Source organism: Halobaculum sp. EA56, from assembly GCF_051195075.1.
Classification (GTDB): Archaea; Halobacteriota; Halobacteria; order Halobacteriales; family Haloferacaceae; genus Halobaculum.
On record NZ_JBNTJX010000003.1, the window covers coordinates 1 to 17,372 of the forward strand.

Consider the following 17,372-nt stretch of genomic DNA (forward strand, 5'->3'; position numbering starts at 1 on the left):
CACGCCGGTGGGCTGTTTTCATATACACAGGGCGACGCAGTCGCGCGTCGCCCACGAACACCGCCCGACAGCGGCGGTGCTGCCCCGACGATCACGGATACACGAAACGCACGGATCCGCTAGGCTTAAGCGCGTCACACGATTCCCTCCGAACGCGCCAAGGTGGCAGAGTCTGGCCATACGCATCTCCCTGCAGAGGAGAACCACGCCGGTTCAAATCCGGCCCTTGGCTTCCTTCACCGACAGACCGTAGCCGCGCGTCCGGGTTCCCCGAAAGAAAACGGTTAAACTCCGGGCGGCCCGTCCCCCACGTATGCAACGACGCGCCGCGGCCATCTACGTCGCGTTCTTCATCGTCGTGGGGGCGGCCTCGTTCTCGCTCATCGCGACAGCGAGCGCGCCGCACCTCTCCTTCGAGAACCCCGATCACCGGCTAAGCCAGAACGACACGTTCACCGTCGGGGACCAGGAGTACACCGTCTCGGGCATCACCGCCGAGATGGAGGGCGGCGGCGGGGGCGGCCACGGCGGGGGCGGCCAGGCCCACCTCGTCCGCTCGGGGACGATCGAGTACACCAACGAGTCCGCGCGGTACACCGTCGAGTGGGCGAACGGCTCCACCGTCACCTACGACGGGCAGGACTGGACCGTCCTGACCGACAACGAGTCCGACACGTTCACGCTCCGCGAGAACCTCGACCGGGAGGCGATCCTGCGCAACGACTCCGACGTCGAGAACGAGACCACGACCGTCGACGGGCAGGTGTACGTCGTCGAGCGGGCGGGCGACAACGAGAGCCGCGAGCTGATCCCCGCGGACGAGTACTTCCCCGAGCCCGAGACCCGCGAGTACGCCGTCGGCGACGAGGTCGAGGACGTCGAGAATACCACCGCGACCGTCGCGTCGGTGACGCCCGAAGCGGCGACGCTGGAGTACTTCGCCCCGCGCACCACCGAGATATCCGTCTCGAACAAGGCCAACGTGACCGTCGGATCGACGACGTACTTCGCGTACTTCCCGGACAACTCGACGATGGTGCTCACGCAGGACTTCGAGACGTACGAGCAGTACCAGGAGGAGACGGCCATGCAGACGACGATGACCAACGGCCTCTGGGGCGTCACGATCCTCAGCGGCCTGTCGGCGGTCCTCCTGCTGGGGATGGCGTACCTCCCGACCCGCTACTGACCCGACCCGGCCCGACTACCCCTTCCGCGCCGGTTCCTTCTCTCGATAGGTTCCCGTCCGGCCGCGCTCAGCCGTCGAACCGGTACAGCGAGGTGACGAACGGCAGCCGGTTGAACATCCAGTAGGCGACCGGCAGGCCCACGATCGTCACCGCGAGGAGCGCGGCGACGTTCGCCCACAGCAGGCTGAGCCACCAGCCGACGAACACGAAGTACACCCCGCGGACGAGCAGCGACCGCTGACCGCGGGACTCGTCGGGCGCCGACAGCGATCGCGGCTCCTTGAGCGACAGCACCGTCGGCACGAGGTTGATCAGTTTGATCCCGATCGGCAGGCCGATGATCGTCGCGTTGAGGAACCACGCGACGTTGACGACGGCGGGGGTGGCCCACCAGCCGATCGCGACGAACCACAGCGCGCGGGTGAACAGCGAGCGTCGTGTCATACCCGAGGTGACGCGCTCGGCGGCTGAATCCCTTGTCCCCGGAGCCGGCGGGCCCCTCCGCCGACCGTGGCGAAGCGCGCGGGCCGGGCCGGACCGGACCGAGCCGGGCGCCGGTCGAGGCCTCCTCGGGGCTCACTTCGTCCGCCCGTACAGCACGGACGCGACGACGAGGACGAGCGCCCCGACCACGACCGCGCCCGGGTAGTCCCCGAACGACGAGGCGGTCCCCGCGAGCGCCCCGACGGCGGCGGCACCGGGGAAGGTGAGCACCAGCAGCGAGCCGGTCCACCGCGGGAGCCGGTCCGAGCGCGCGGTCATCGCGGCGAAGCCGAGGAAGCCGAGCAGTTCCCCGACGACGCCCACCGGGAACGCCAGGACGGACAGCGACTCGACGCCGACCACGACGCCGGCGGTCCCGACGACGTTCGCGAGCGTGCCCGCGAGGAAGGCCCCCACGCTCGCCGCCCCGAGCCGCGGAAACTCGTCCCGATACAGCAGGTACAGCCCGAGCACCGGCAGGACCAGGAGCACGTTCCCGACGACGAGGACGACGTCGAGGACGGACCCGGTGATCGCGGTGAACAGCGAGACCGCCCCGAGCAGCGTCCACACGACGCCGGCGACGAGGCCGCCGACGGCGAGGCGGTTCACCCGCGCGGTCGAGGCCGACGTCTCCGTCGATGGCATGGCGACCGCCAGAAATGACAGATCCGTTAATAAAACTGTCGCAACCACCGGACTGCACTGGTCCTCCCACGGCCCGGGGCTTCGAACGGGCCGACCGGCCGCTACCGCTCGACAACTACGGGCGCGACGGGATTTGAACCCGCGACCGTCGGATGGCTCCCCCCGCCGGAGCACCGTCCCGGCGCGGATAGAAGTCCGACGCTCTGAATCCGGACTGAGCTACGCGCCCACGGGCGACTACACAGGCGGCGGAGTCAAAAGCGGCGCGGTCGGACGCCGGCGACGCCCCGTCCGGCGCCCGCGCTCGCGCCGAGGCCGGCGCGGTCGCCCGTCTCGCAGGGTTTAATCCGGGGTGCGGCGAACCACGGACGATGCGAGTCATCGGAACGGTCGGCCTGCCCGGCAGCGGGAAGGGCGAGGCCGCCGCGGTCGCCGAGGAGGAGGGCGTCCCCGTCGTCACGATGGGGGACGTCATCCGCGCGGAGTGTCGCGACCGCGGGCTCGACCCCGCGGAGCACCACGGCGCCGTCGCGCGGGCGCTGCGCGAGGAACACGGTCCCGACGCCATCGCCGAGCGCTCGATCCCGCTGATCGAGGACGCCGCCCGCCGGAGCGAGGGCGGGACGGTCCTCGTCGACGGGCTCCGCGCGCCCGTCGAGCTGGAGCGCTTCCGGGAGCGCTTCGGCGACGACTTCACGCTCGTGGCGATCACGGCGCCGTTCGAGGTGCGCGCCGAGCGTCTCGGCGAGCGCGGCCGCGACGACTCCGACGTGGACCGCGAGGCGCTGCGCGAGCGCGAGGAGCGCGAACTCGGCTTCGGGATGGGCGAGGTGATCGAGTCGGCGGACGTGACCATCGACAACACGGACACGCTGGCGGCGTTCCGCGACCGGGTCCGGGCCATCGTCGCCGGCGCGCCGGAGGTGGGGGAGTGACGACCGTCTACAGCGTCGACGCGCGGATCGAGGCGCCGGTGTACGACACGGAGGTGACCGACCGCGTCCGCGACGCCGTCGAGGCGCTGTTCCCCAACGCCGAGTTCGTCTCCGAGCCGGGGCGGCTCGTCGCCGAGACGCACACCCTCGACGACTTCTCGGACAAGCTCCACGAGCAGGAGATCCTCGACACCGCCCGCCGGGAGTTCGAGCGGAACCGGACCGACGAGGGCTTCTCGTTCAGCCTGAAGAAGCAGGCGGCCCTCCAGGGGGTCGTCAACTTCGCGGTCGGCGAACCCGACGAACTCGGCGAGATCGACGTCGAGGTGGTCGTCCGCGACCCCTCCGTCGGGGAGTACATCGACCACCTCGCGCCGCCGACCGAGGACGGCACCCCGGTCGACCCGGACGGGCGCTGACCGTGCGGCCCGGCCGGCGGGCGGGCCCGTCGGCGACGGCCGCGGACCCGACCGAGGCGGACGGCCACCCGGCCGGCCCGAGAGGGGTTACTCCCCGTCCCCGTCCTCGTCGCCGGCGTCGAGTTCGAGCCGGTCGCGGAGGTTCTCCAGCGTCGTCCGCAGCTCCCGCTCGTTGTAGCGGACGGCGAACGGCTCGGCCACCCGCGCGAGGACGCCGCCCGGGAGGTCGTACTCGGCGGCGTACGCCACCTCGGTGCCGCCGTCGGTCGCCTCGAACGTCCAGGTGAGCGTCCCGGTGAGGTCCCCGTCCATCTCGAAGACGATGCGCTCGTTCGGCTCGTACGTCGGCGTCTCCAGCGTCCCCGTCAGGTCGACGCCGGCCATCTTGTACGTGTACTCCAGCCGCTTCCCGCCGTTCTCCAGCGGCTCGACGTTCGAGACGTCGACGAGGCTCGGCGTCAGCTCCACGTGGTTCTCCGGCTCGTCGACGTAGTCGAACACCGCCTCGGCGGGCGCGTCGACGCGGATGCTCCGGCTGACGGACACCATGCGTACACCTACGCGTCTCGCCGGCAAAACCGATCGGGCGGGGGCCTCCTCGGCGGCGACGTCGACACCGATCCCATGGCGACGTTCACCGTCGAGCCGACGGCCGCACCGCCGCCCGCGACGTGACCGACCGCGTGCCCGCGGGACGGGATCGTGGTGACCCGCCGGCTATCGGCCGTCGAGGTGGACGTGGATCACGCGGTCGCAGTCCGGTTCGCCGCAGACCGGGCAGTCGTCGCTCCCGTCGCCGTCGTCGCCGTCGCTCGCCCACCCCTCGGCCAGCGCCGCGGCCCCCTCCGCGTCGAGGTCGGCGGCCGCGAGGACGACCCGCTCGCCGGCGTGCCCGAGGACGTAGCCGCCGTCGCGCTCGCGGACGAACCGGCCGCGCAGTTCCCCGAGGTGGTAGTTGAACCGCCCGGTGTCGCGCATGCCGACCCGCCCGCGCAGCTCCGAGAACGACAGCGGGCCGTCGGCGGCGGCGAGTTCGCGGATGATCGCGATCCGGTGCTCGGAGGCGAGCGCCGAGAGGGCGTCGGCGGCGTCGCGGGCGATCGCTCCCGGGCCGCTGCCGGCGTCGCCGCCGCCGTCGACCCCCTCCCCGCCGGGGCGGCGACCGTTCGGCGTGAACTCCATGTGTGCGCGGCCGGCCGCCCCGGTGACATACTTTCTGTATCGGAGATCGGACAGGAACGGCGGTCGCGGGACGCGGTTCGCGGGTCACGCCGGCGACGCGGTCCGCGCGGGGGACCCCCCTACGCGAACAGCAGCACCGCGGCGAACAGCACGACCACGCCGAGCACGTCGCAGACGTTGGTGACTACCGGGATGACCACGTCGTCGGGGTCCAGCGAGAGGCGGTAGGCGGCGTACGTCGCGGCGAGCGTCACCGCGACCGCGAGCACCGCGAGCGCGGCTCCCGAGGAGAGCGCGACGAGGACGACCGTCCCCGGCGAGAGCGTCGCGCCCCCGAGCAGCGCCGCGAGCGCCCACGCCCCGAGGCCGACGAGCGGGAACAGCGTGACCGCGAGCGCGACGGTGGCGACCGCGTTGCCCGCGAGCACGTCGTCGCGCGGGTCGAACTCCAGCGTCCCGAGGTGGAACGCCGTCGAGAGCCGCGAGGCGAGGACGCTCCCGAGGTTGCCGGCGGTGCCGATGGTCACGGGCACGAGCACGAGCAGCGAGGGCGACCGGAGCAGGCGCTCCTCGAACGCGCCGAGCACGAGCCCGGAGCCGAGTTCGACCGCGGTGAGCACGAGCAGGACCGGCAGCATCGCGCGGGTGATGGCGCGGACGGTCCAGTCGGTCGCCATCTACGCGCCACCCCCGAGGACCCCGGCGACCGCCAGCGTCGTCCGCACCGCGATCAGGAGGAACAGCATGCCGAACACGTCGCCGGTGGTCGTGACGATGGGGCCGACGAGCGTGTCGGGGTTGTACCCGCGGCGGTACCCCGCGAAGACAACGAGGACGACCACGGCGGTGAGCGCGGTCCCCGACAGCAGCCCCGCGAGGAGCGCGATGCCGACCAGCAGCGGGAGCGGCGCCACCGGGGCGCCCAACGAGGCGAGCACGAGGTACGCGAGGACGGCGGCGAACGCCGAGGCGGCCACCCCGTTCGCGAGCGCGGCGAGCGCGGCCCGGCGGAGGCGCTCGTCGCTAAGCCAGTTCCGGTGGTCGACGAGCCCCTGGTGGAGGCCGGTGGAGACGCGCGCCCCGAAGCTCCCGTAGACGCTCCCCCGGGTGGCAAGCAGCGCCGGGACGAGCACGAGCAGCCCGGCGACGGCGCGCAGTTCGGCGCGCATCCCGCCGAGGACGACGCCCGCAAGCAGACCGCCGACGACGCTGGCGGCGAGCGCCGGAAGCGCCTCGCGATACGCCTCCGTCGCGACCTCGCGGATCCCCATCGGGCGTCCCGACGCACGCATCCGACAAAAGTCGGGCGCACGCGGCGGGTGTCGCGCGCGTCCGCGGCGACCCGGCGGCGACCGGGACGGGAACGGGGCCCGGGACGGGGACGTCCGCGCCGGCGGACCGACGCGCACTTGCCCCCGAGCGCCCTGTTCCCGGCAATGACCGACTCGCAGGCCCGCGTGCTGCTCACGAACGACGACGGCGTCGACTCCGCCGGGCTGGCGGCGCTGTACGAGGAACTGCGCGCGGTGGCCGAGGTGACGGTCGTCGCGCCCGCCGAGGACCAGTCCGGCGTCGGCCGCTCGCGCTCGCGCGCGGTCGACGTGGACGACCACGAGTGGGGCCACGTCGTCCACGGGACGCCCGCCGACTGCGTCGCCTACGCGGTCCGCGCGCTCGACGTCGGCTTCGACCTGGTCGTCTCCGGCTGTAACCTCGGCCCCAACTGCGGCGAGTACATCATGGGCCACTCGGGCACCGTCGGCGCCGCCGTCGAGGCGGCGTACCTCGGCGTGCCCGCGCTCGCCGTCTCCGCCTACCACCGCGAGGAGTTCTTCCCGCCCGCGGAGTTCACCTTCGAGACGCCCGCGGCGGTCACGCGCCTGCTCGCCGAGCACGTGCTCGACGCGACTCCGGAGGGGGGCGTCGCCGCCGACGGCCCCCGGGCGGACCTCGGCGAGGCGGACTACCTCTCGGTGAACGCCCCGGTCGCCGAGACGCCGGCGGCCCTCCGGCTGACCGAGCCGCTGGAGGACTACGCCGTGACGGTGCGCGAGGCCGACGCCGAGGAGCGCGAGACGTACGGCGGCGACTGGCGCCTCGAATCGGACTTCTGGGCGCGTCTGGACCAGCCCGACCGCCACCCGACGCTGGAGCAAGTGGCGGACTCCTACCCCGCGTGGTCGGACCGCGCCGCGGTCGTCGACGGCGACGTGAGCGTCTCGCCGCTGCGCGTGCCACAGACGCCGGTCCACTCGGCGGCGCTGGACGACCTCGTCGCCGCGGTCAACCGCGCGTGGGACGCCGAACGCGAGGCGGCGGCCGCCGCGGACGACGACTGAGGCTCGCCGCCTCGCCCGCCGGGACGCCTACACGACGGCCGCGTCGCCGTCGGCCCACACCTCGTACCCGACCTCGCGGCCCCGGTCCTCGACGGCGTCGGTGTGCATGCGGAGCATGTGCTCGGAGACGTTGGTCGCGACCCGACGGTCCGCGTCCAGGCGGGCGAGCCCCTCGCGCAGGTCCGCGGCGTCGGCGTGGAGTTCCGCGCCGAGGACCGAGCCCTCCGCGAACAGCAGGTCGAGCGCGTCGACCGGAACGCTCGCCGGGGCTGGCGCGGCGTTCAGATCCGGCATGTAGCCGACGGCGGCCTCGGCGGTACCGTCGCCGTCGCCGACGGGGTCCCCGGAGGGTCCCCGGACGACGTAGCCCAGCGCCGGGAACGGCGGTTCGCCGTGGTCCACCCGGAACGCCTCGACGCTGAGCGGGCCGACGGCGACGCGCTCGCCCGGCCCGACGACCGTCATCCCGAGTCGATCGACGAGCCCCGGCCGCTCGGCGGCGTACGTCTGCAGGACGCTCCGCGGCGCCCGGACCGGGAACGGCTCCGAGATCGGGTGGTCGTGGCCCAGTTCGGGCCCGTTCCGGAGGTGACGGTCGTAGCGCGCGTGGTTCAACTCCGAGAGCCCGGCCGCGTGGTCGTAGTGGCCGTGGGTGAGGAACGCCGCGTCGAGAGACGTGACCTCGGCCCCGTGGAGTCCCCGGGTCACGTCGGGCGGCGCGTCGAGCAGCGCCGCCGTCCCCGCGGCCTCGACGAGCAGGCCGGGGCGTCGCCGCGGGTCGCTCTCGACGCAGTACTCGCACTCGCACAGCGGCGCGGGGACGCCGACTGCGTCGCCCGTGCCGAGCAGGGTACAGCGCATACCGCTCCCGAGGCGCGCCACGGGCTACCCGGTTGCGAACACGCAGACGGACTGTCGGTCCCCGGGACCCCGTCGATCCGCGGCGCCCGTCGCGGATCAGTCCACGAGCGCGACCACGCCCGTCAGCGCCGCCGCGGCGACCAGGGCGCCCGCGAGCAGGCCGAACGCGGCGCCGAAGCCGGTCGCGTCGGCGACCCAGCCGACCACGGCGGGCGCGAGCGCGCCGGCGCCCATCAGCAGGGTGCGGACGACGCCGAGGCCGCCGCCGGCGGCCGACTCGGGGATGACCGCCGAGAGGTACGCCCCGCGGACGGGCCGGAAGCCGTGGCAGCCGAGGCCGAACGCGACGACCGCGGCGCCGACGGCGAGGACGCCAGAGACGGCGAGCATGGCGACGAGCGCGACGGCCGCGAGCGCGAGCGTCGCGCCGATGACCGGGAGTTGCCCGACGCGGTCGGAGAGGTCGCCCGTCGCGAGCTGGACGAGCGAGACGACGAACAGGCCGCTGTACAGCAGCGACGCGGTCGTCTCGGGGAGCCCCGCGGCGTCGGTGAGATACAGCGGGAGGAACGCGACGGCGCCGTTGTAGGCGAACGAGAAGCAGACCGTGAGGACGACGAACGCCGAGAACGCCGGCTCGCGGAACAGCGCGAGGTAGCCCCCGAGCCCCGTTCCCGCTCCCGACGGCGCGTCCGCTTCGTCGCCGCCGTGGCCGGTGTCGCCCCCGTCGCCGGTGCCGCCCGCCCCGGCGCGGCCGTGGTCCGTCCCGCCTCCCACGTGGGGTCCGCCTCCGGCGCGCGGCACCCGGCGGAGGAACAGCGCCGCGAGCCCGCCGGCCGCGACGGCGCCGGCGAGGTAGAGCGTCCGCCAGTCGACCCCGACCCCGGGGAGCGCGAGCGTCGCGCCGGTCACCGCGACGACGGCCGCGGGGGCGGCGACGCCCCCGAGCGCGCCGAGCGTGTCGAGGAAGCCGAGCGCGCGGCCGGTCCGGCCGGGGTACAGCCGCGCGAGCAGGCGGACGGCGACCGTCTTGTGGACGCCCGTGCCGAGGCCGACGAGCAACATGCCGCCGACGATCGCCGCGAGCGCGAGCGCGTCGGACACGGGCACCGCGAGCACGAGCGCGCCGAGGCCGGTGACGCCGGCGCCGGCGCCGATGACCTGCCGGGCGCCGACGCGGTCGGCGAGCGCGCCGCTGGGGAACTGCATCAGCGCGTAGACGGCCAGCATCGCGGTGAAGGCGGCGCCGAGGGTGGCGTTCGAGACGCCGAACCCGTCCCGGAACGTGGGGAACAGCGGGGGGAACGCGTACCGGAGGAACTTCGCGAGGAACCAGATGAGCGCGGACAGCACCAGCACGTCGTAGTCGGCGAGCGCGTCGATCCGCCGCCTCGCCGCGGTTCCGGCCCCCATTCGCTTCGGGGAACGGCTGTCGGGGTCAAAAGGCGAGCGGAAGCGGTCGGTCGGGGCGAGTCGCCTGGACGACGCCCGCGCTACGGCGCGCCGGCGAGCACCAACGTACTCTCGGCGTCGCCGTTGCGGATCTGCCGGGTCGCCTCCGGCGAGATGCGGACGGCGTCGCCGGGGGCCAACTCGATCTCCTCGCCGTCGACGGCGACCGTCGCGGCGCCCTCGACGAGGAGATACACTTCCTCGTGGTCGCGCTCGGCGTGGTCGTGTTCCTTCCCGGTCCAGCCCGGGTCGCAGTCGACGACGGTGACGCCGACGTGTTCGCACTCTAGCGGCTCGCGCAGGAAGTGCATCGCGCCCGCGGCCGGATCGACGTCGCGGTAGTTGACGGTGGTGTAGCTCACGATCGGTGAATCCGGAGAGACACCCATCTAGGTGTCGGCGGTTCCAGCCACGCACGAACGGGCCGTCCCGGCCGCCGGAGTCGTCCGCGAGCGCTCCGCGCCTCGCCCCGCTTCACCCGAACGGGCCCATGCCGCCCATGCCGCCGCCACCGCCGCCACCCTGCTGCTGGAGCTTCTTCATCATCCGCTGCATGTCGCCGTCGCCCATGTTGCCGAACTGGTCCATCGTCCGCTTCATCATGCTGTGCTGCTCCAGCAGTTCCTCGATGCGCTCCTCGGGAACGCCGGAGCCGCGGGAGATGCGCGCCAGCCGCCCGCTCCTGATGATCGAGGGGTCCTCCAGTTCCTTCTCGGTCATCGAGTCCATCGCGATCTCGAACGAGCGCATGCGCTCCTGGGTCACGTCCATCGCGTCGTCCGGGAGCTGGTCCATGATCCCGCCGCCCATGCCGGGGATCATGTCGAGTACCTGGTCCAGCGGCCCCATGCGGTCCATCGCCTTCATCTGGTTGCGCATGTCCTTGAGGGTGAACTCGCCCTCCATCATCTCCTCGGGGTCCCAGTCGTCCTCCTCCTGGGTCTCCTCCATCGCGCGCTCGACGCGCTCGGAGAGCTGCTTCAGGTCGCCCATCCCGAGCAGCCGCGAGATGAAGCCGTTGGGCTCGAAACGCTCGATGTCCTGCACCGTCTCGCCCGAGCCGAGGAACGCGATCGAGGAGCCGGTCTCGTTGACCGCGGTGAGGGCGCCGCCGCCCTTCGCGGTCCCGTCGAGCTTGGTGATCACGACGCCGTCGATGCCGACCGACTCCTCGAACTGCCGGGCCTGCTCCTTGGCGCCCTGGCCGATCGCGGCGTCGAGCACGAGCAGCGAGCGGTCCGGGTCGACCGCGTCGTCGATCTGTTCGATCTCCTCGATCAGGTCGTCCTCCAGCGCGTGGCGGCCGGCGGTGTCGACGATGCGCACGTCGGCGTCCTCGGTCGCCTCCAGCCCCTCGCGGGCGATCTGCACCGGGTCGTCGGCGTCGGGGTCGCCGTAGAACTCCACCTCGGCGTTCTCGGCCATCTGCTTCGCCTGGTCGTAGGCGCCGGGGCGGAACGTGTCGGTCTGGATGACCGCCGGCCGCAGCCCCTTCTTCGAGAACCACCACGCCATCTTCGCGGCGGTGGTGGTCTTGCCCGACCCCTGGAGGCCCGCGAGCATGATCGTCTGCTCCTCCAGCGGGATCTCGGTGGACTCGCCGATGAGGGCGACCATCTCCTCGTAGACGATCTTGAGGACGTGGTCGCGGGCGGTCGTCCCGCCGGGGGGCTCCTCCTCCAGCGCGCGGGTCTCGATGCTGTCCGACAGCTCCATCACGAGGTCCACGTCCACGTCGGCCGACAGCAGCGAGCGCTGGATCTGCTTGACGACCTCCCGGACGTCCTCCTCGTCGATGCGGGACTTCCCACGGAGGGTGTCCATCGTGTCCCGGAGGGAACTCCCCAGATCGTCGAGTACCATTGGTCTTGGTTGGGGTAGTCGGTCCGACCGGTAAAGGCTTCCCTGTCCTCGATCCGTGTTCGCGGTTCGTGTGAGTATCGTACGTCCGGCGGTATCGTCGGTGGCCTCGAAAGCCCCAGTCCGGGTCGTCGGCTGCGACTCGCTGCGCGTGGTTCGAAAGGCGCGAAGCGCCTTTCGTCATTACCAGACGCCGGAGGCGTCTGGTCGGCAGCCGGAACGCGACGCGTTCCGGCAGCATCACGAGAGACGCAAAGCGTCTCTCGAACGACTTCGCTCGGCCTCCGGCCTCGCTGTAGTGCTTGCTTCGTCTCGCTCGACGACCCGGATTGCCCCTTTCAGTCCCGCCCGCCGCGACCCACCGCGGCCTCATCCTCCCCAGCCGGCTGCGTTCCTCGCGCTCACTCCGTTCGCGCTCCGGTACTCGCCCCTCGCGCGCTCGCGGCGCGGACGGAGCCGCGCCGCCGCGCGCCACCACCCCGTCCCGGGCTCACCGAAACGCCTTCCGTCCGTCCCGCGAACCGTGCCCCGTGCTCGGTATCGACCCCGCCACCCTCGCGGCCTACGTCGTCGCCGCGGGCGCGCTGATCCTCGTCCCCGGCCAGGACACCGTCGTCGTCCTCACCCGGGGGTTCGAGTCGGCGCGGGCGGGCGTCGCCGCGGCCGTCGGGGTCTCCGTCGGCGTCCTCGTACACGCCACGGCCGCGGCGCTGGGGCTGGCGGCGGTGTACCGCGCGCTCCCGACGGCCGCGGCCGCCGTGACGCTGCTGGGGGCCGCCTACCTCTGCTACCTCGCGGTCGACACGGCGAGGGGGGACGGCTTCGAGTCGAACGCGGTCGCGTCCGACGCCCGCCCCGACGGCGGCCCCGCGGACGGCGGGACCGGCACCGCCCGCGCCGGGTTCCGCCGCGGCCTGCTCACGAACGTCGCGAACCCGAAGGTGGCGCTGTTCTTCCTCGCGTTCCTCCCCGGCTTCGCCGGAGAGGGCGAGACGGCGACGATGGTCGCGCTCGGCGCGGTGTACGCCCTGCTCACCGTCGCGTACCTCGGCGCCGTCGGCGCGCTCGCCGGCCGGATCGGCGCCGTCCTGACGGGCCGGGCGGCCCGGACGGTCCGGCTCGGGTCCGCGGGCGTGCTGGTCGCGCTGGCGGCGGCGCTGGTCGCGCGGGTCGCGTGACCGGCCCGGGACGCCGGGACCGGGCGGGGCGGGGTGGGGTCCCGGGGCCGCGCTCACTCCGACGCCGCCCCCGACGCGTCGGCGCGGTCGCTCCCGTCGTCGTCGCCCCCGCCGTCGCGGTCGTCGCCACGTCCGCTCAGACGGTCGATACGGTCGCCGAGGGGCACGTTCGGGGAGAGGGGGTTGGGCAGGCGTCGACGGGACGGCTCCATCGCGTGGACCTCGGCGTACCGGTCGAGCGCGTCGGCGACGGCCCCGGCGCCGCACAGGGCCGCCGCGTGGTCGTCGGCCGCGACGACCCCCCGGCGCGCGTACCACAGTCCGCCGACGAGCGCGGCCGCCGAGGCGACGACGAGCGGGCCGGTCGGCCCCCCGGCACCGACCGCCGCGAGCAGGGGAAGCGCAGCGGCGACGACCGCGCCCGTCCGACGAGCGAGCGCCCGCGACCGGACGCGACCGGCCCGCACCGCCAACAGCGCCGCGGCGTCGGCGTCGTCGAAGGCGTCGAGGAACGTGCTCGTCACGAACAGCCGCCGGGTCGGCCCGAGCCCCCGGACGAACGCGTTCGCGGTCTCCTCGTCGTCGGTGTCGAGCACGCGCACATCGCGGACGACGTCCTCCCCGAGCCCGGCGCGCTCGCGGAGGCGGTCGACCCGCCCGGCGTCGTCGCCGGCGGGCCGCTCCGTCGAGCGCAGCGCCGCGATCGCCCACGGCGACGCGGCGAGGATCCCGACGACGAGCGCGACCACCCCGACCGCGACGGCGACCGTCGGGGCCCCGGAGTCGATCCCGACTCGGAACGGCGCGAGCGCGAGCGCGAACACGGCGCTCACGCCGAGTAGCCACCGTGCCAGCAGGGCGATCGACCGGCCGGTTCCGAGGTCGATGTCGCGGACGGCGCGGATCCCCCGTACCGTCGGCGCGTAGGCGGCGAGCGCGACGGCGCTCGCGGCGGCCATCGTCAGGAACTCCGCGAGGAACACGTCGACGACGGCGACGCCGGTCGACCCGCCGATCAGCGTCGCGCGGACGGCCGCGCCCAGGTCGAGGATCGACAGGAGACCGTAGGCGAGCACCCCGAACGGAAGCACGCCCCCGACGTACAGCAGACGGTACTTCCGGACGGGGTTCGAGAGTCGCCGCGCGACGGCGCTGCCGACGGCGCCGCCGCCGAGCGCGAGTACACACAGGACGAGCCAGACCGCCAGCGACGGGCCGAGATCGGGGCCGGAGGACGCGGCTGCGGACTGAAGCGGGACCATGGGCCCCGATGCTGTCGCACGAGTCAAAACCGTGCCGCACCGGTGATCCCTCCGGCGACGTTCCGGACCGCGATCACGCGACGCGTCCGATCGTGTCCCGTCGACTCCCCGATCGCGTCCCGCGACGCCCCCCGACGGACTCAAGGACGGCGCCACCGTCACCCCGCCCATGCGCATCGCCGTGCCCAACAAGGGCCGCCTCCACGAGCCGACGATCGAGCTGCTCGAACGGGCGGGCCTGCACATCGAGAACACCGCCGACCGCCAGCTGTACGCCGACACGGTCGACCCCGAGGTGTCCGTGCTGTTCGCGCGCGCCGCGGACATCCCGGAGTACGTCGCCGACGGCGCCGCCGACGCGGGGATCACCGGGCTCGACCAGGCCCGCGAGTCCGGCCACGACCTCGTCGACCTGCTCGACCTGGCGTTCGGCCGCTGCCGGCTCGTGCTCGCGGCGCCCGAGGACGGCGACATAACCGACCCCGAGGACGTGGCGGGGCTCACGGTCGCGACCGAGTTCCCGCGGATCACCCGCGAGTACTTCGAGCGGACGGGCATCGACGCGGAGGTGGTCGAGGTGACGGGCGCGACGGAGCTCACCCCCCACGTGGACATGGCCGACGCCATCGTCGACATCACCTCCACCGGAACCACCCTCCAGGTGAACCGCCTCGCCGTCGTCGACGAGGTGCTCGCCTCCTCCGTCCGGCTGTTCGCCCGCCCCGACGTGGCCGACGACGAGAAGGTGGGACAGGTCGCCACCGCTCTCGGGTCGGTGATCGACGCCGAGGGGAAGCGCTACCTGATGATGAACGCCCGGCGCGCCGACCTGGACGCGGTCAAGCAGGTGCTCCCCGGGATGGGCGGGCCCACGGTCATGGACGTCGCGGACGGCGCCGAGGACCACGTCGCGGTCCACGCCGTCGTCGACGAGCGGGAGGTGTTCGAGACGATCGACGAGCTCAAGCGGGTCGGCGCGAGCGACGTCCTCGTCACCGAGATCGAACGGCTCGTGGAGTGACCCCGCTCGGGCGTCGACCCTCGCCTTCGCCTCCGGGTCCGGGTTCGCGTCCGCCTCTCAGCGGGGCCGAACGTCGACCTCGCCGTGCTCGTCGACCGAGACCCGATATCCGAGGTGCGTGAACGTCACGGAGGCGCCCGTCCGCCCCCGCCCGTAGAGCGCGTCGAGCGCGTCCGTGTCGATGCTCCCGTGGAGTCGGTTCGGGAGGTCGTCGACGGGGACGCCCTCCGCGGCGGCCACCGCCTCGACGACCCGCACGCTGACCGGTTCCGCGCCTTCCCGACCCCGAGTGACTGTCGATACAGCGCCCATACGACGCCCCTTGTCGCTCCCCTACATGAACGCTGGCGTCCGGGTATCAGCACGGATACCCGGTCTCCGGATCCGACCCCGGCCGCCTCACTCCGGGCGTCGACGGAGGTCCGGGACGGCGACCCGCGGGTCGACGCCGCCGTCCCCCTCGCGGACGCGCACCCACGCGACCGTCGCGACGGTGCCGACGGCCACCGCGCCCGCGCCGAGCAGGCCGGCCTCGGGGCCGAAGGACCCGCCCGTCGCCAGCGTCGGCCCCGTCGGCTCCAGGTCGACGACGGCCGCGTCGACCCCGAGCCCGCTCACCGGGAAGCCGAGGAGGAGTCCCTGCGCGGCGTTCCAGGAGACGTGGACGCCAACTGGGAACGAGAGCCGCCCCGTGAGCACGAAGCCGACGCCGAGGAACGCGCCCGCGAGAGCGATCCCGAGCGTCGAGGCGAGCGAAGCGCCCGGGTTGCTCGCGTGGAGGAGGCCGAAGACGGCCGAGGAGACGACGAGCGCCGCGCCCACGGCGACCCGCCCGCCCGCGAACCGGAGCCCCTCGGCGACGTTCACGAGCAGCAGCCCCCGGGCGACGAGTTCCTCGTAGAACCCGACCGCGAGGAACACCAGCAGGACCGACCCCGCGCCCGCCGCGGTGCCGACGAACGTGTCGGCGACGCGGAACCAGCCCGCCGCGAGGCCGACGGCCGCGATCAGCGCCTGGAGGAGGACGCCCAGCGCGAGCCCCGCGGCGAGGTCGGCGAGCCACCCCGGCTCGCGCCGGAGGCCCAGGTCCGCGAGCCGACGGCGGTCGACGTACCGCGCGGCGAGCAGCGTCGCCGCTACGACGGCGAGCATCGGGAACACGGTCCCGAACGGCGCGGGGAGACCGAGCGCGCGGGCCGCGAGGCCGCCGACGACGAGCGCGACCGCGACGAGGACGAACGCGAGGGCGAGGCGGAGCGGCGCGCGCGGCCGCCGCTCGGCGTCGTTCCATACCGGATACCGGAGGCGGTCGCGGAGGCGCGCGCGGCTCATCCGGGCGCGGTCTGGTAGATCGCGAGCAGGGTGTTGACCCCGTAGGCCGCGACGACCGTGAGCGCGTAGTGCATCGCGGTGATCATCGCGGTTCCGCGGCGGTTCAGCCCGTACGCGAGGCGGACCATGACGTAGTCGACGACGAGCGCGACCGCGATGACGACGGCGGCGGGGAGGACGGCCGCCGTCAGGCCGACGATGGCCATCGCGACGCCCGGCGGGAGGGCCTGCCGGAGCTCCGCCTCGTTCCCGAGCACGAAGTAGGCGGCCGTGTTCGCCAGCAGCGTCGACAGGGTCGCGATGAGGAGGAACCCGCCGACGATCCCGACGGGCGACAGCTGCAGCAGCACGCTAGCCGAGCAGCCCCAGCTCCGAGAGCCGCTCGGAGATGACCTCGACGGCCGCCTCGGCGTCGGCGGGCTCCTTCCCGCCGGTGATGACGAGCTTGCCGGAGCCGAACAGCAGCGCGACCACGTCCGGCTCGTCGATGCGGTAGACGAGCCCCGGGAACTGCTCGGGCTCGTACTCGATGTTCTCCAAACCCAGCCCGATGGCGATGGCGTTCAGGTTCAGGCTCTCGCCGAGGTCCGCGGAGGTGACGATGTTCTGGACGGTGATCTCCGGGTCCTCGTCGATCGGGATGTCGAGCTCCCGGAGCTCGTCGAACACCATGTGGAGCGCCTCGTGGACGGCGTCGGTGCTCTTGGCGCCGGTGCAGACGATCTTGCCGGAGCGGAAGATCAGCGCCGCGCTCTTGGGGTCGGCGGTGCGGTACACCAGCCCCGGGAACTGCTCGGGGTCGTAGTCGGCGCCCTCCAGATCCATCGCGACGGTCTGGAGGTCCAACTCCAGCCCGATCCCGGTCGACGCGACGACGTTCTCGATGTTGATCGACTCCCTGGGGTCGGCCATTCTCTGATTTAAGTGATGTCTTAAAGGGTTAAAGTAGTACCGCCGCGCCCGGTGGGGATTCGGCTACGCCCGGCGGGATTCGGCTACGCCCGGCGGGATTCGGCTACGCCCGGCGGGATTCGGCTACGCCCGGCGGGATTCGGCTACGCCCGGCGGGATTCGGCTACGCCCGGCGGGATTCGGCTACGCCCGGCGGGATTCGGCTACGCCCGGCGGTTCCCGTTCGTTCCCCGCCGGAGGACTCCTCCCGGACGCCGTCTCCCGTCCGGTCTCCCGCCGCCCACGGCCGCGCCGGCCC

The 17,372-nt window shown here is 73.3% G+C and carries 21 protein-coding genes and 2 tRNA genes; 7 read left to right on the plus strand and 16 right to left on the minus strand.

Translation table 11 applies throughout. The features are described 5' to 3' along the window. Nucleotides 1–156: 156 nt before the first annotated feature. Together ACQUQ1_RS05675 and ACQUQ1_RS05680 are read left to right on the plus strand one after the other, a co-directional pair. Nucleotides 157–232 (plus strand) — tRNA-Cys (locus tag ACQUQ1_RS05675). Between the two features lie 81 nt (nucleotides 233–313). Further along, on the plus strand, nucleotides 314–1,189 hold the full coding sequence (locus tag ACQUQ1_RS05680) for a hypothetical protein (protein WP_435063304.1): 876 nt from the start codon (nucleotides 314–316) through the stop codon (nucleotides 1,187–1,189). Between the two features lie 67 nt (nucleotides 1,190–1,256). Here ACQUQ1_RS05680 and ACQUQ1_RS05685 read toward each other — a convergent pair whose 3' ends face one another. The 3 genes from ACQUQ1_RS05685 to ACQUQ1_RS05695 form a co-directional block, all read right to left on the minus strand. Then, a complete protein-coding gene (locus tag ACQUQ1_RS05685; RefSeq protein ID WP_435063305.1) occupies nucleotides 1,257–1,634 on the minus strand; it encodes a YccF domain-containing protein in 378 nt (125 codons plus the stop codon). A 132-nt stretch (nucleotides 1,635–1,766) separates the two neighbouring features. Then, nucleotides 1,767–2,321 (minus strand): hypothetical protein, encoded by a 555-nt coding sequence (locus ACQUQ1_RS05690; protein ID WP_435063306.1) that lies wholly within the window; start codon nucleotides 2,319–2,321, stop codon nucleotides 1,767–1,769. 118 nt (nucleotides 2,322–2,439) lie between these two features. Then, nucleotides 2,440–2,550 (minus strand) — tRNA-Arg (locus tag ACQUQ1_RS05695). Nucleotides 2,551–2,692: 142 nt separating this feature from the next. Between ACQUQ1_RS05695 and ACQUQ1_RS05700 the strand changes: the two genes are divergently transcribed. Next, entirely contained in the window at nucleotides 2,693–3,256 is a 564-nt protein-coding gene (locus ACQUQ1_RS05700; RefSeq protein ID WP_435063307.1) for an AAA family ATPase, read from the plus strand. Further along, nucleotides 3,253–3,675 carry an RNA-binding domain-containing protein gene (locus ACQUQ1_RS05705; protein ID WP_435063308.1) on the plus strand — a complete coding sequence of 141 codons (423 nt, stop codon included), beginning with the start codon at nucleotides 3,253–3,255 and terminating at the stop codon, nucleotides 3,673–3,675. The genes ACQUQ1_RS05700 and ACQUQ1_RS05705 overlap by 4 nt, the downstream gene beginning before the upstream one ends. A gap of 87 nt (nucleotides 3,676–3,762) precedes the next feature. On the opposite strand, the gene ACQUQ1_RS05710 is transcribed toward ACQUQ1_RS05705, so the two are convergent. The 4 genes from ACQUQ1_RS05710 to ACQUQ1_RS05725 all read right to left on the minus strand — a co-directional run bounded on the left by ACQUQ1_RS05710 (nucleotide 3,763) and on the right by ACQUQ1_RS05725 (nucleotide 6,128). Beyond that, on the minus strand, nucleotides 3,763–4,224 hold the full coding sequence (locus tag ACQUQ1_RS05710) for an SRPBCC family protein (protein ID WP_435063309.1): 462 nt from the start codon (nucleotides 4,222–4,224) through the stop codon (nucleotides 3,763–3,765). A gap of 168 nt (nucleotides 4,225–4,392) precedes the next feature. Further along, nucleotides 4,393–4,857: a DUF7347 domain-containing protein gene (locus tag ACQUQ1_RS05715; RefSeq protein WP_435063310.1), complete on the minus strand. Its 465-nt coding sequence runs from the start codon at nucleotides 4,855–4,857 to the stop codon at nucleotides 4,393–4,395. 119 nt (nucleotides 4,858–4,976) lie between these two features. Then, nucleotides 4,977–5,534: a magnesium transporter gene (locus ACQUQ1_RS05720; RefSeq protein WP_435063311.1), complete on the minus strand. Its 558-nt coding sequence runs from the start codon at nucleotides 5,532–5,534 to the stop codon at nucleotides 4,977–4,979. Beyond that, nucleotides 5,535–6,128, minus strand: coding sequence for a magnesium transporter (locus ACQUQ1_RS05725; protein WP_435063312.1), 594 nt, complete (start codon nucleotides 6,126–6,128; stop codon nucleotides 5,535–5,537). 165 nt (nucleotides 6,129–6,293) lie between these two features. On the opposite strand from ACQUQ1_RS05725, the gene surE reads away from it, so the two are divergent. Beyond that, the gene (gene surE, locus ACQUQ1_RS05730) at nucleotides 6,294–7,196 is read left to right on the plus strand and encodes a 5'/3'-nucleotidase SurE (RefSeq protein WP_435063313.1); all 903 of its coding nucleotides are present in this window, start codon (nucleotides 6,294–6,296) and stop codon (nucleotides 7,194–7,196) included. Nucleotides 7,197–7,223: 27 nt separating this feature from the next. Here the strand turns inward: surE and ACQUQ1_RS05735 are convergent, their stop codons facing one another. The 4 genes from ACQUQ1_RS05735 to ACQUQ1_RS05750 all read right to left on the minus strand — a co-directional run bounded on the left by ACQUQ1_RS05735 (nucleotide 7,224) and on the right by ACQUQ1_RS05750 (nucleotide 11,372). Further along, complete coding sequence (locus ACQUQ1_RS05735; RefSeq protein ID WP_435063314.1) at nucleotides 7,224–8,057, minus strand: MBL fold metallo-hydrolase; 834 nt, start codon at nucleotides 8,055–8,057, stop codon at nucleotides 7,224–7,226. A 96-nt stretch (nucleotides 8,058–8,153) separates the two neighbouring features. After that, nucleotides 8,154–9,470, minus strand: a complete 1,317-nt coding sequence (locus ACQUQ1_RS05740; RefSeq protein ID WP_435063315.1) for an MFS transporter — start codon at nucleotides 9,468–9,470, stop codon at nucleotides 8,154–8,156. Nucleotides 9,471–9,550: 80 nt separating this feature from the next. Continuing rightward, a complete protein-coding gene (locus ACQUQ1_RS05745) occupies nucleotides 9,551–9,871 on the minus strand; it encodes a cupin domain-containing protein (RefSeq protein ID WP_435063316.1) in 321 nt (106 codons plus the stop codon). A gap of 112 nt (nucleotides 9,872–9,983) precedes the next feature. Continuing rightward, nucleotides 9,984–11,372: a signal recognition particle protein Srp54 gene (locus ACQUQ1_RS05750; protein ID WP_435063317.1), complete on the minus strand. Its 1,389-nt coding sequence runs from the start codon at nucleotides 11,370–11,372 to the stop codon at nucleotides 9,984–9,986. Between the two features lie 527 nt (nucleotides 11,373–11,899). On the opposite strand from ACQUQ1_RS05750, the gene ACQUQ1_RS05755 reads away from it, so the two are divergent. Beyond that, nucleotides 11,900–12,547, plus strand: coding sequence for a LysE family translocator (locus ACQUQ1_RS05755; protein ID WP_435063318.1), 648 nt, complete (start codon nucleotides 11,900–11,902; stop codon nucleotides 12,545–12,547). 53 nt (nucleotides 12,548–12,600) lie between these two features. Here ACQUQ1_RS05755 and ACQUQ1_RS05760 read toward each other — a convergent pair whose 3' ends face one another. Then, nucleotides 12,601–13,809: a M48 family metalloprotease gene (locus ACQUQ1_RS05760; RefSeq protein WP_435063319.1), complete on the minus strand. Its 1,209-nt coding sequence runs from the start codon at nucleotides 13,807–13,809 to the stop codon at nucleotides 12,601–12,603. A gap of 169 nt (nucleotides 13,810–13,978) precedes the next feature. On the opposite strand from ACQUQ1_RS05760, the gene hisG reads away from it, so the two are divergent. After that, nucleotides 13,979–14,830 (plus strand): ATP phosphoribosyltransferase, encoded by an 852-nt coding sequence (gene hisG, locus ACQUQ1_RS05765; protein ID WP_435063320.1) that lies wholly within the window; start codon nucleotides 13,979–13,981, stop codon nucleotides 14,828–14,830. Between the two features lie 57 nt (nucleotides 14,831–14,887). Here hisG and ACQUQ1_RS05770 read toward each other — a convergent pair whose 3' ends face one another. The 4 genes from ACQUQ1_RS05770 to ACQUQ1_RS05785 all read right to left on the minus strand — a co-directional run bounded on the left by ACQUQ1_RS05770 (nucleotide 14,888) and on the right by ACQUQ1_RS05785 (nucleotide 17,074). Beyond that, a complete protein-coding gene (locus ACQUQ1_RS05770; protein ID WP_435063321.1) occupies nucleotides 14,888–15,142 on the minus strand; it encodes a HalOD1 output domain-containing protein in 255 nt (84 codons plus the stop codon). Nucleotides 15,143–15,229: 87 nt separating this feature from the next. Continuing rightward, a complete protein-coding gene (locus tag ACQUQ1_RS05775; RefSeq protein WP_435063322.1) occupies nucleotides 15,230–16,162 on the minus strand; it encodes a CPBP family intramembrane glutamic endopeptidase in 933 nt (310 codons plus the stop codon). Continuing rightward, the gene (locus ACQUQ1_RS05780; RefSeq protein WP_435063323.1) at nucleotides 16,159–16,512 is read right to left on the minus strand and encodes a DUF7473 family protein; all 354 of its coding nucleotides are present in this window, start codon (nucleotides 16,510–16,512) and stop codon (nucleotides 16,159–16,161) included. Before ACQUQ1_RS05780 ends, ACQUQ1_RS05775 begins: the two co-directional genes overlap by 4 nt. A 1-nt stretch (nucleotide 16,513) precedes the next feature. Then, nucleotides 16,514–17,074, minus strand: a complete 561-nt coding sequence (locus tag ACQUQ1_RS05785) for a TATA-box-binding protein (protein ID WP_435063324.1) — start codon at nucleotides 17,072–17,074, stop codon at nucleotides 16,514–16,516. Between the last annotated feature and the right edge of the window lie 298 nt (nucleotides 17,075–17,372).

What these genes read in the sequence shown, in the direction of transcription:
- surE (WP_435063313.1), top strand. Translation starts at nt 6,294, where the DNA reads ATGACCGACTCGCAGGCCCGCGTGCTGCTCACGAACGACGACGGCGTC.
- ACQUQ1_RS05750 (WP_435063317.1), bottom strand. Translation starts at nt 11,372, where the DNA reads ATGGTACTCGACGATCTGGGGAGTTCCCTCCGGGACACGATGGACACC.
- ACQUQ1_RS05775 (WP_435063322.1), bottom strand. Translation starts at nt 16,162, where the DNA reads ATGAGCCGCGCGCGCCTCCGCGACCGCCTCCGGTATCCGGTATGGAAC.
- ACQUQ1_RS05680 (WP_435063304.1), top strand. Translation starts at nt 314, where the DNA reads ATGCAACGACGCGCCGCGGCCATCTACGTCGCGTTCTTCATCGTCGTG.
- ACQUQ1_RS05785 (WP_435063324.1), bottom strand. Translation starts at nt 17,074, where the DNA reads ATGGCCGACCCCAGGGAGTCGATCAACATCGAGAACGTCGTCGCGTCG.
- hisG (WP_435063320.1), top strand. Translation starts at nt 13,979, where the DNA reads ATGCGCATCGCCGTGCCCAACAAGGGCCGCCTCCACGAGCCGACGATC.
- ACQUQ1_RS05770 (WP_435063321.1), bottom strand. Translation starts at nt 15,142, where the DNA reads ATGGGCGCTGTATCGACAGTCACTCGGGGTCGGGAAGGCGCGGAACCG.
- ACQUQ1_RS05690 (WP_435063306.1), bottom strand. Translation starts at nt 2,321, where the DNA reads ATGCCATCGACGGAGACGTCGGCCTCGACCGCGCGGGTGAACCGCCTC.
- ACQUQ1_RS05685 (WP_435063305.1), bottom strand. Translation starts at nt 1,634, where the DNA reads ATGACACGACGCTCGCTGTTCACCCGCGCGCTGTGGTTCGTCGCGATC.
- ACQUQ1_RS05735 (WP_435063314.1), bottom strand. Translation starts at nt 8,057, where the DNA reads ATGCGCTGTACCCTGCTCGGCACGGGCGACGCAGTCGGCGTCCCCGCG.
- ACQUQ1_RS05740 (WP_435063315.1), bottom strand. Translation starts at nt 9,470, where the DNA reads ATGGGGGCCGGAACCGCGGCGAGGCGGCGGATCGACGCGCTCGCCGAC.
- ACQUQ1_RS05715 (WP_435063310.1), bottom strand. Translation starts at nt 4,857, where the DNA reads ATGGAGTTCACGCCGAACGGTCGCCGCCCCGGCGGGGAGGGGGTCGAC.
- ACQUQ1_RS05710 (WP_435063309.1), bottom strand. Translation starts at nt 4,224, where the DNA reads ATGGTGTCCGTCAGCCGGAGCATCCGCGTCGACGCGCCCGCCGAGGCG.
- ACQUQ1_RS05700 (WP_435063307.1), top strand. Translation starts at nt 2,693, where the DNA reads ATGCGAGTCATCGGAACGGTCGGCCTGCCCGGCAGCGGGAAGGGCGAG.
- ACQUQ1_RS05760 (WP_435063319.1), bottom strand. Translation starts at nt 13,809, where the DNA reads ATGGTCCCGCTTCAGTCCGCAGCCGCGTCCTCCGGCCCCGATCTCGGC.
- ACQUQ1_RS05720 (WP_435063311.1), bottom strand. Translation starts at nt 5,534, where the DNA reads ATGGCGACCGACTGGACCGTCCGCGCCATCACCCGCGCGATGCTGCCG.
- ACQUQ1_RS05725 (WP_435063312.1), bottom strand. Translation starts at nt 6,128, where the DNA reads ATGGGGATCCGCGAGGTCGCGACGGAGGCGTATCGCGAGGCGCTTCCG.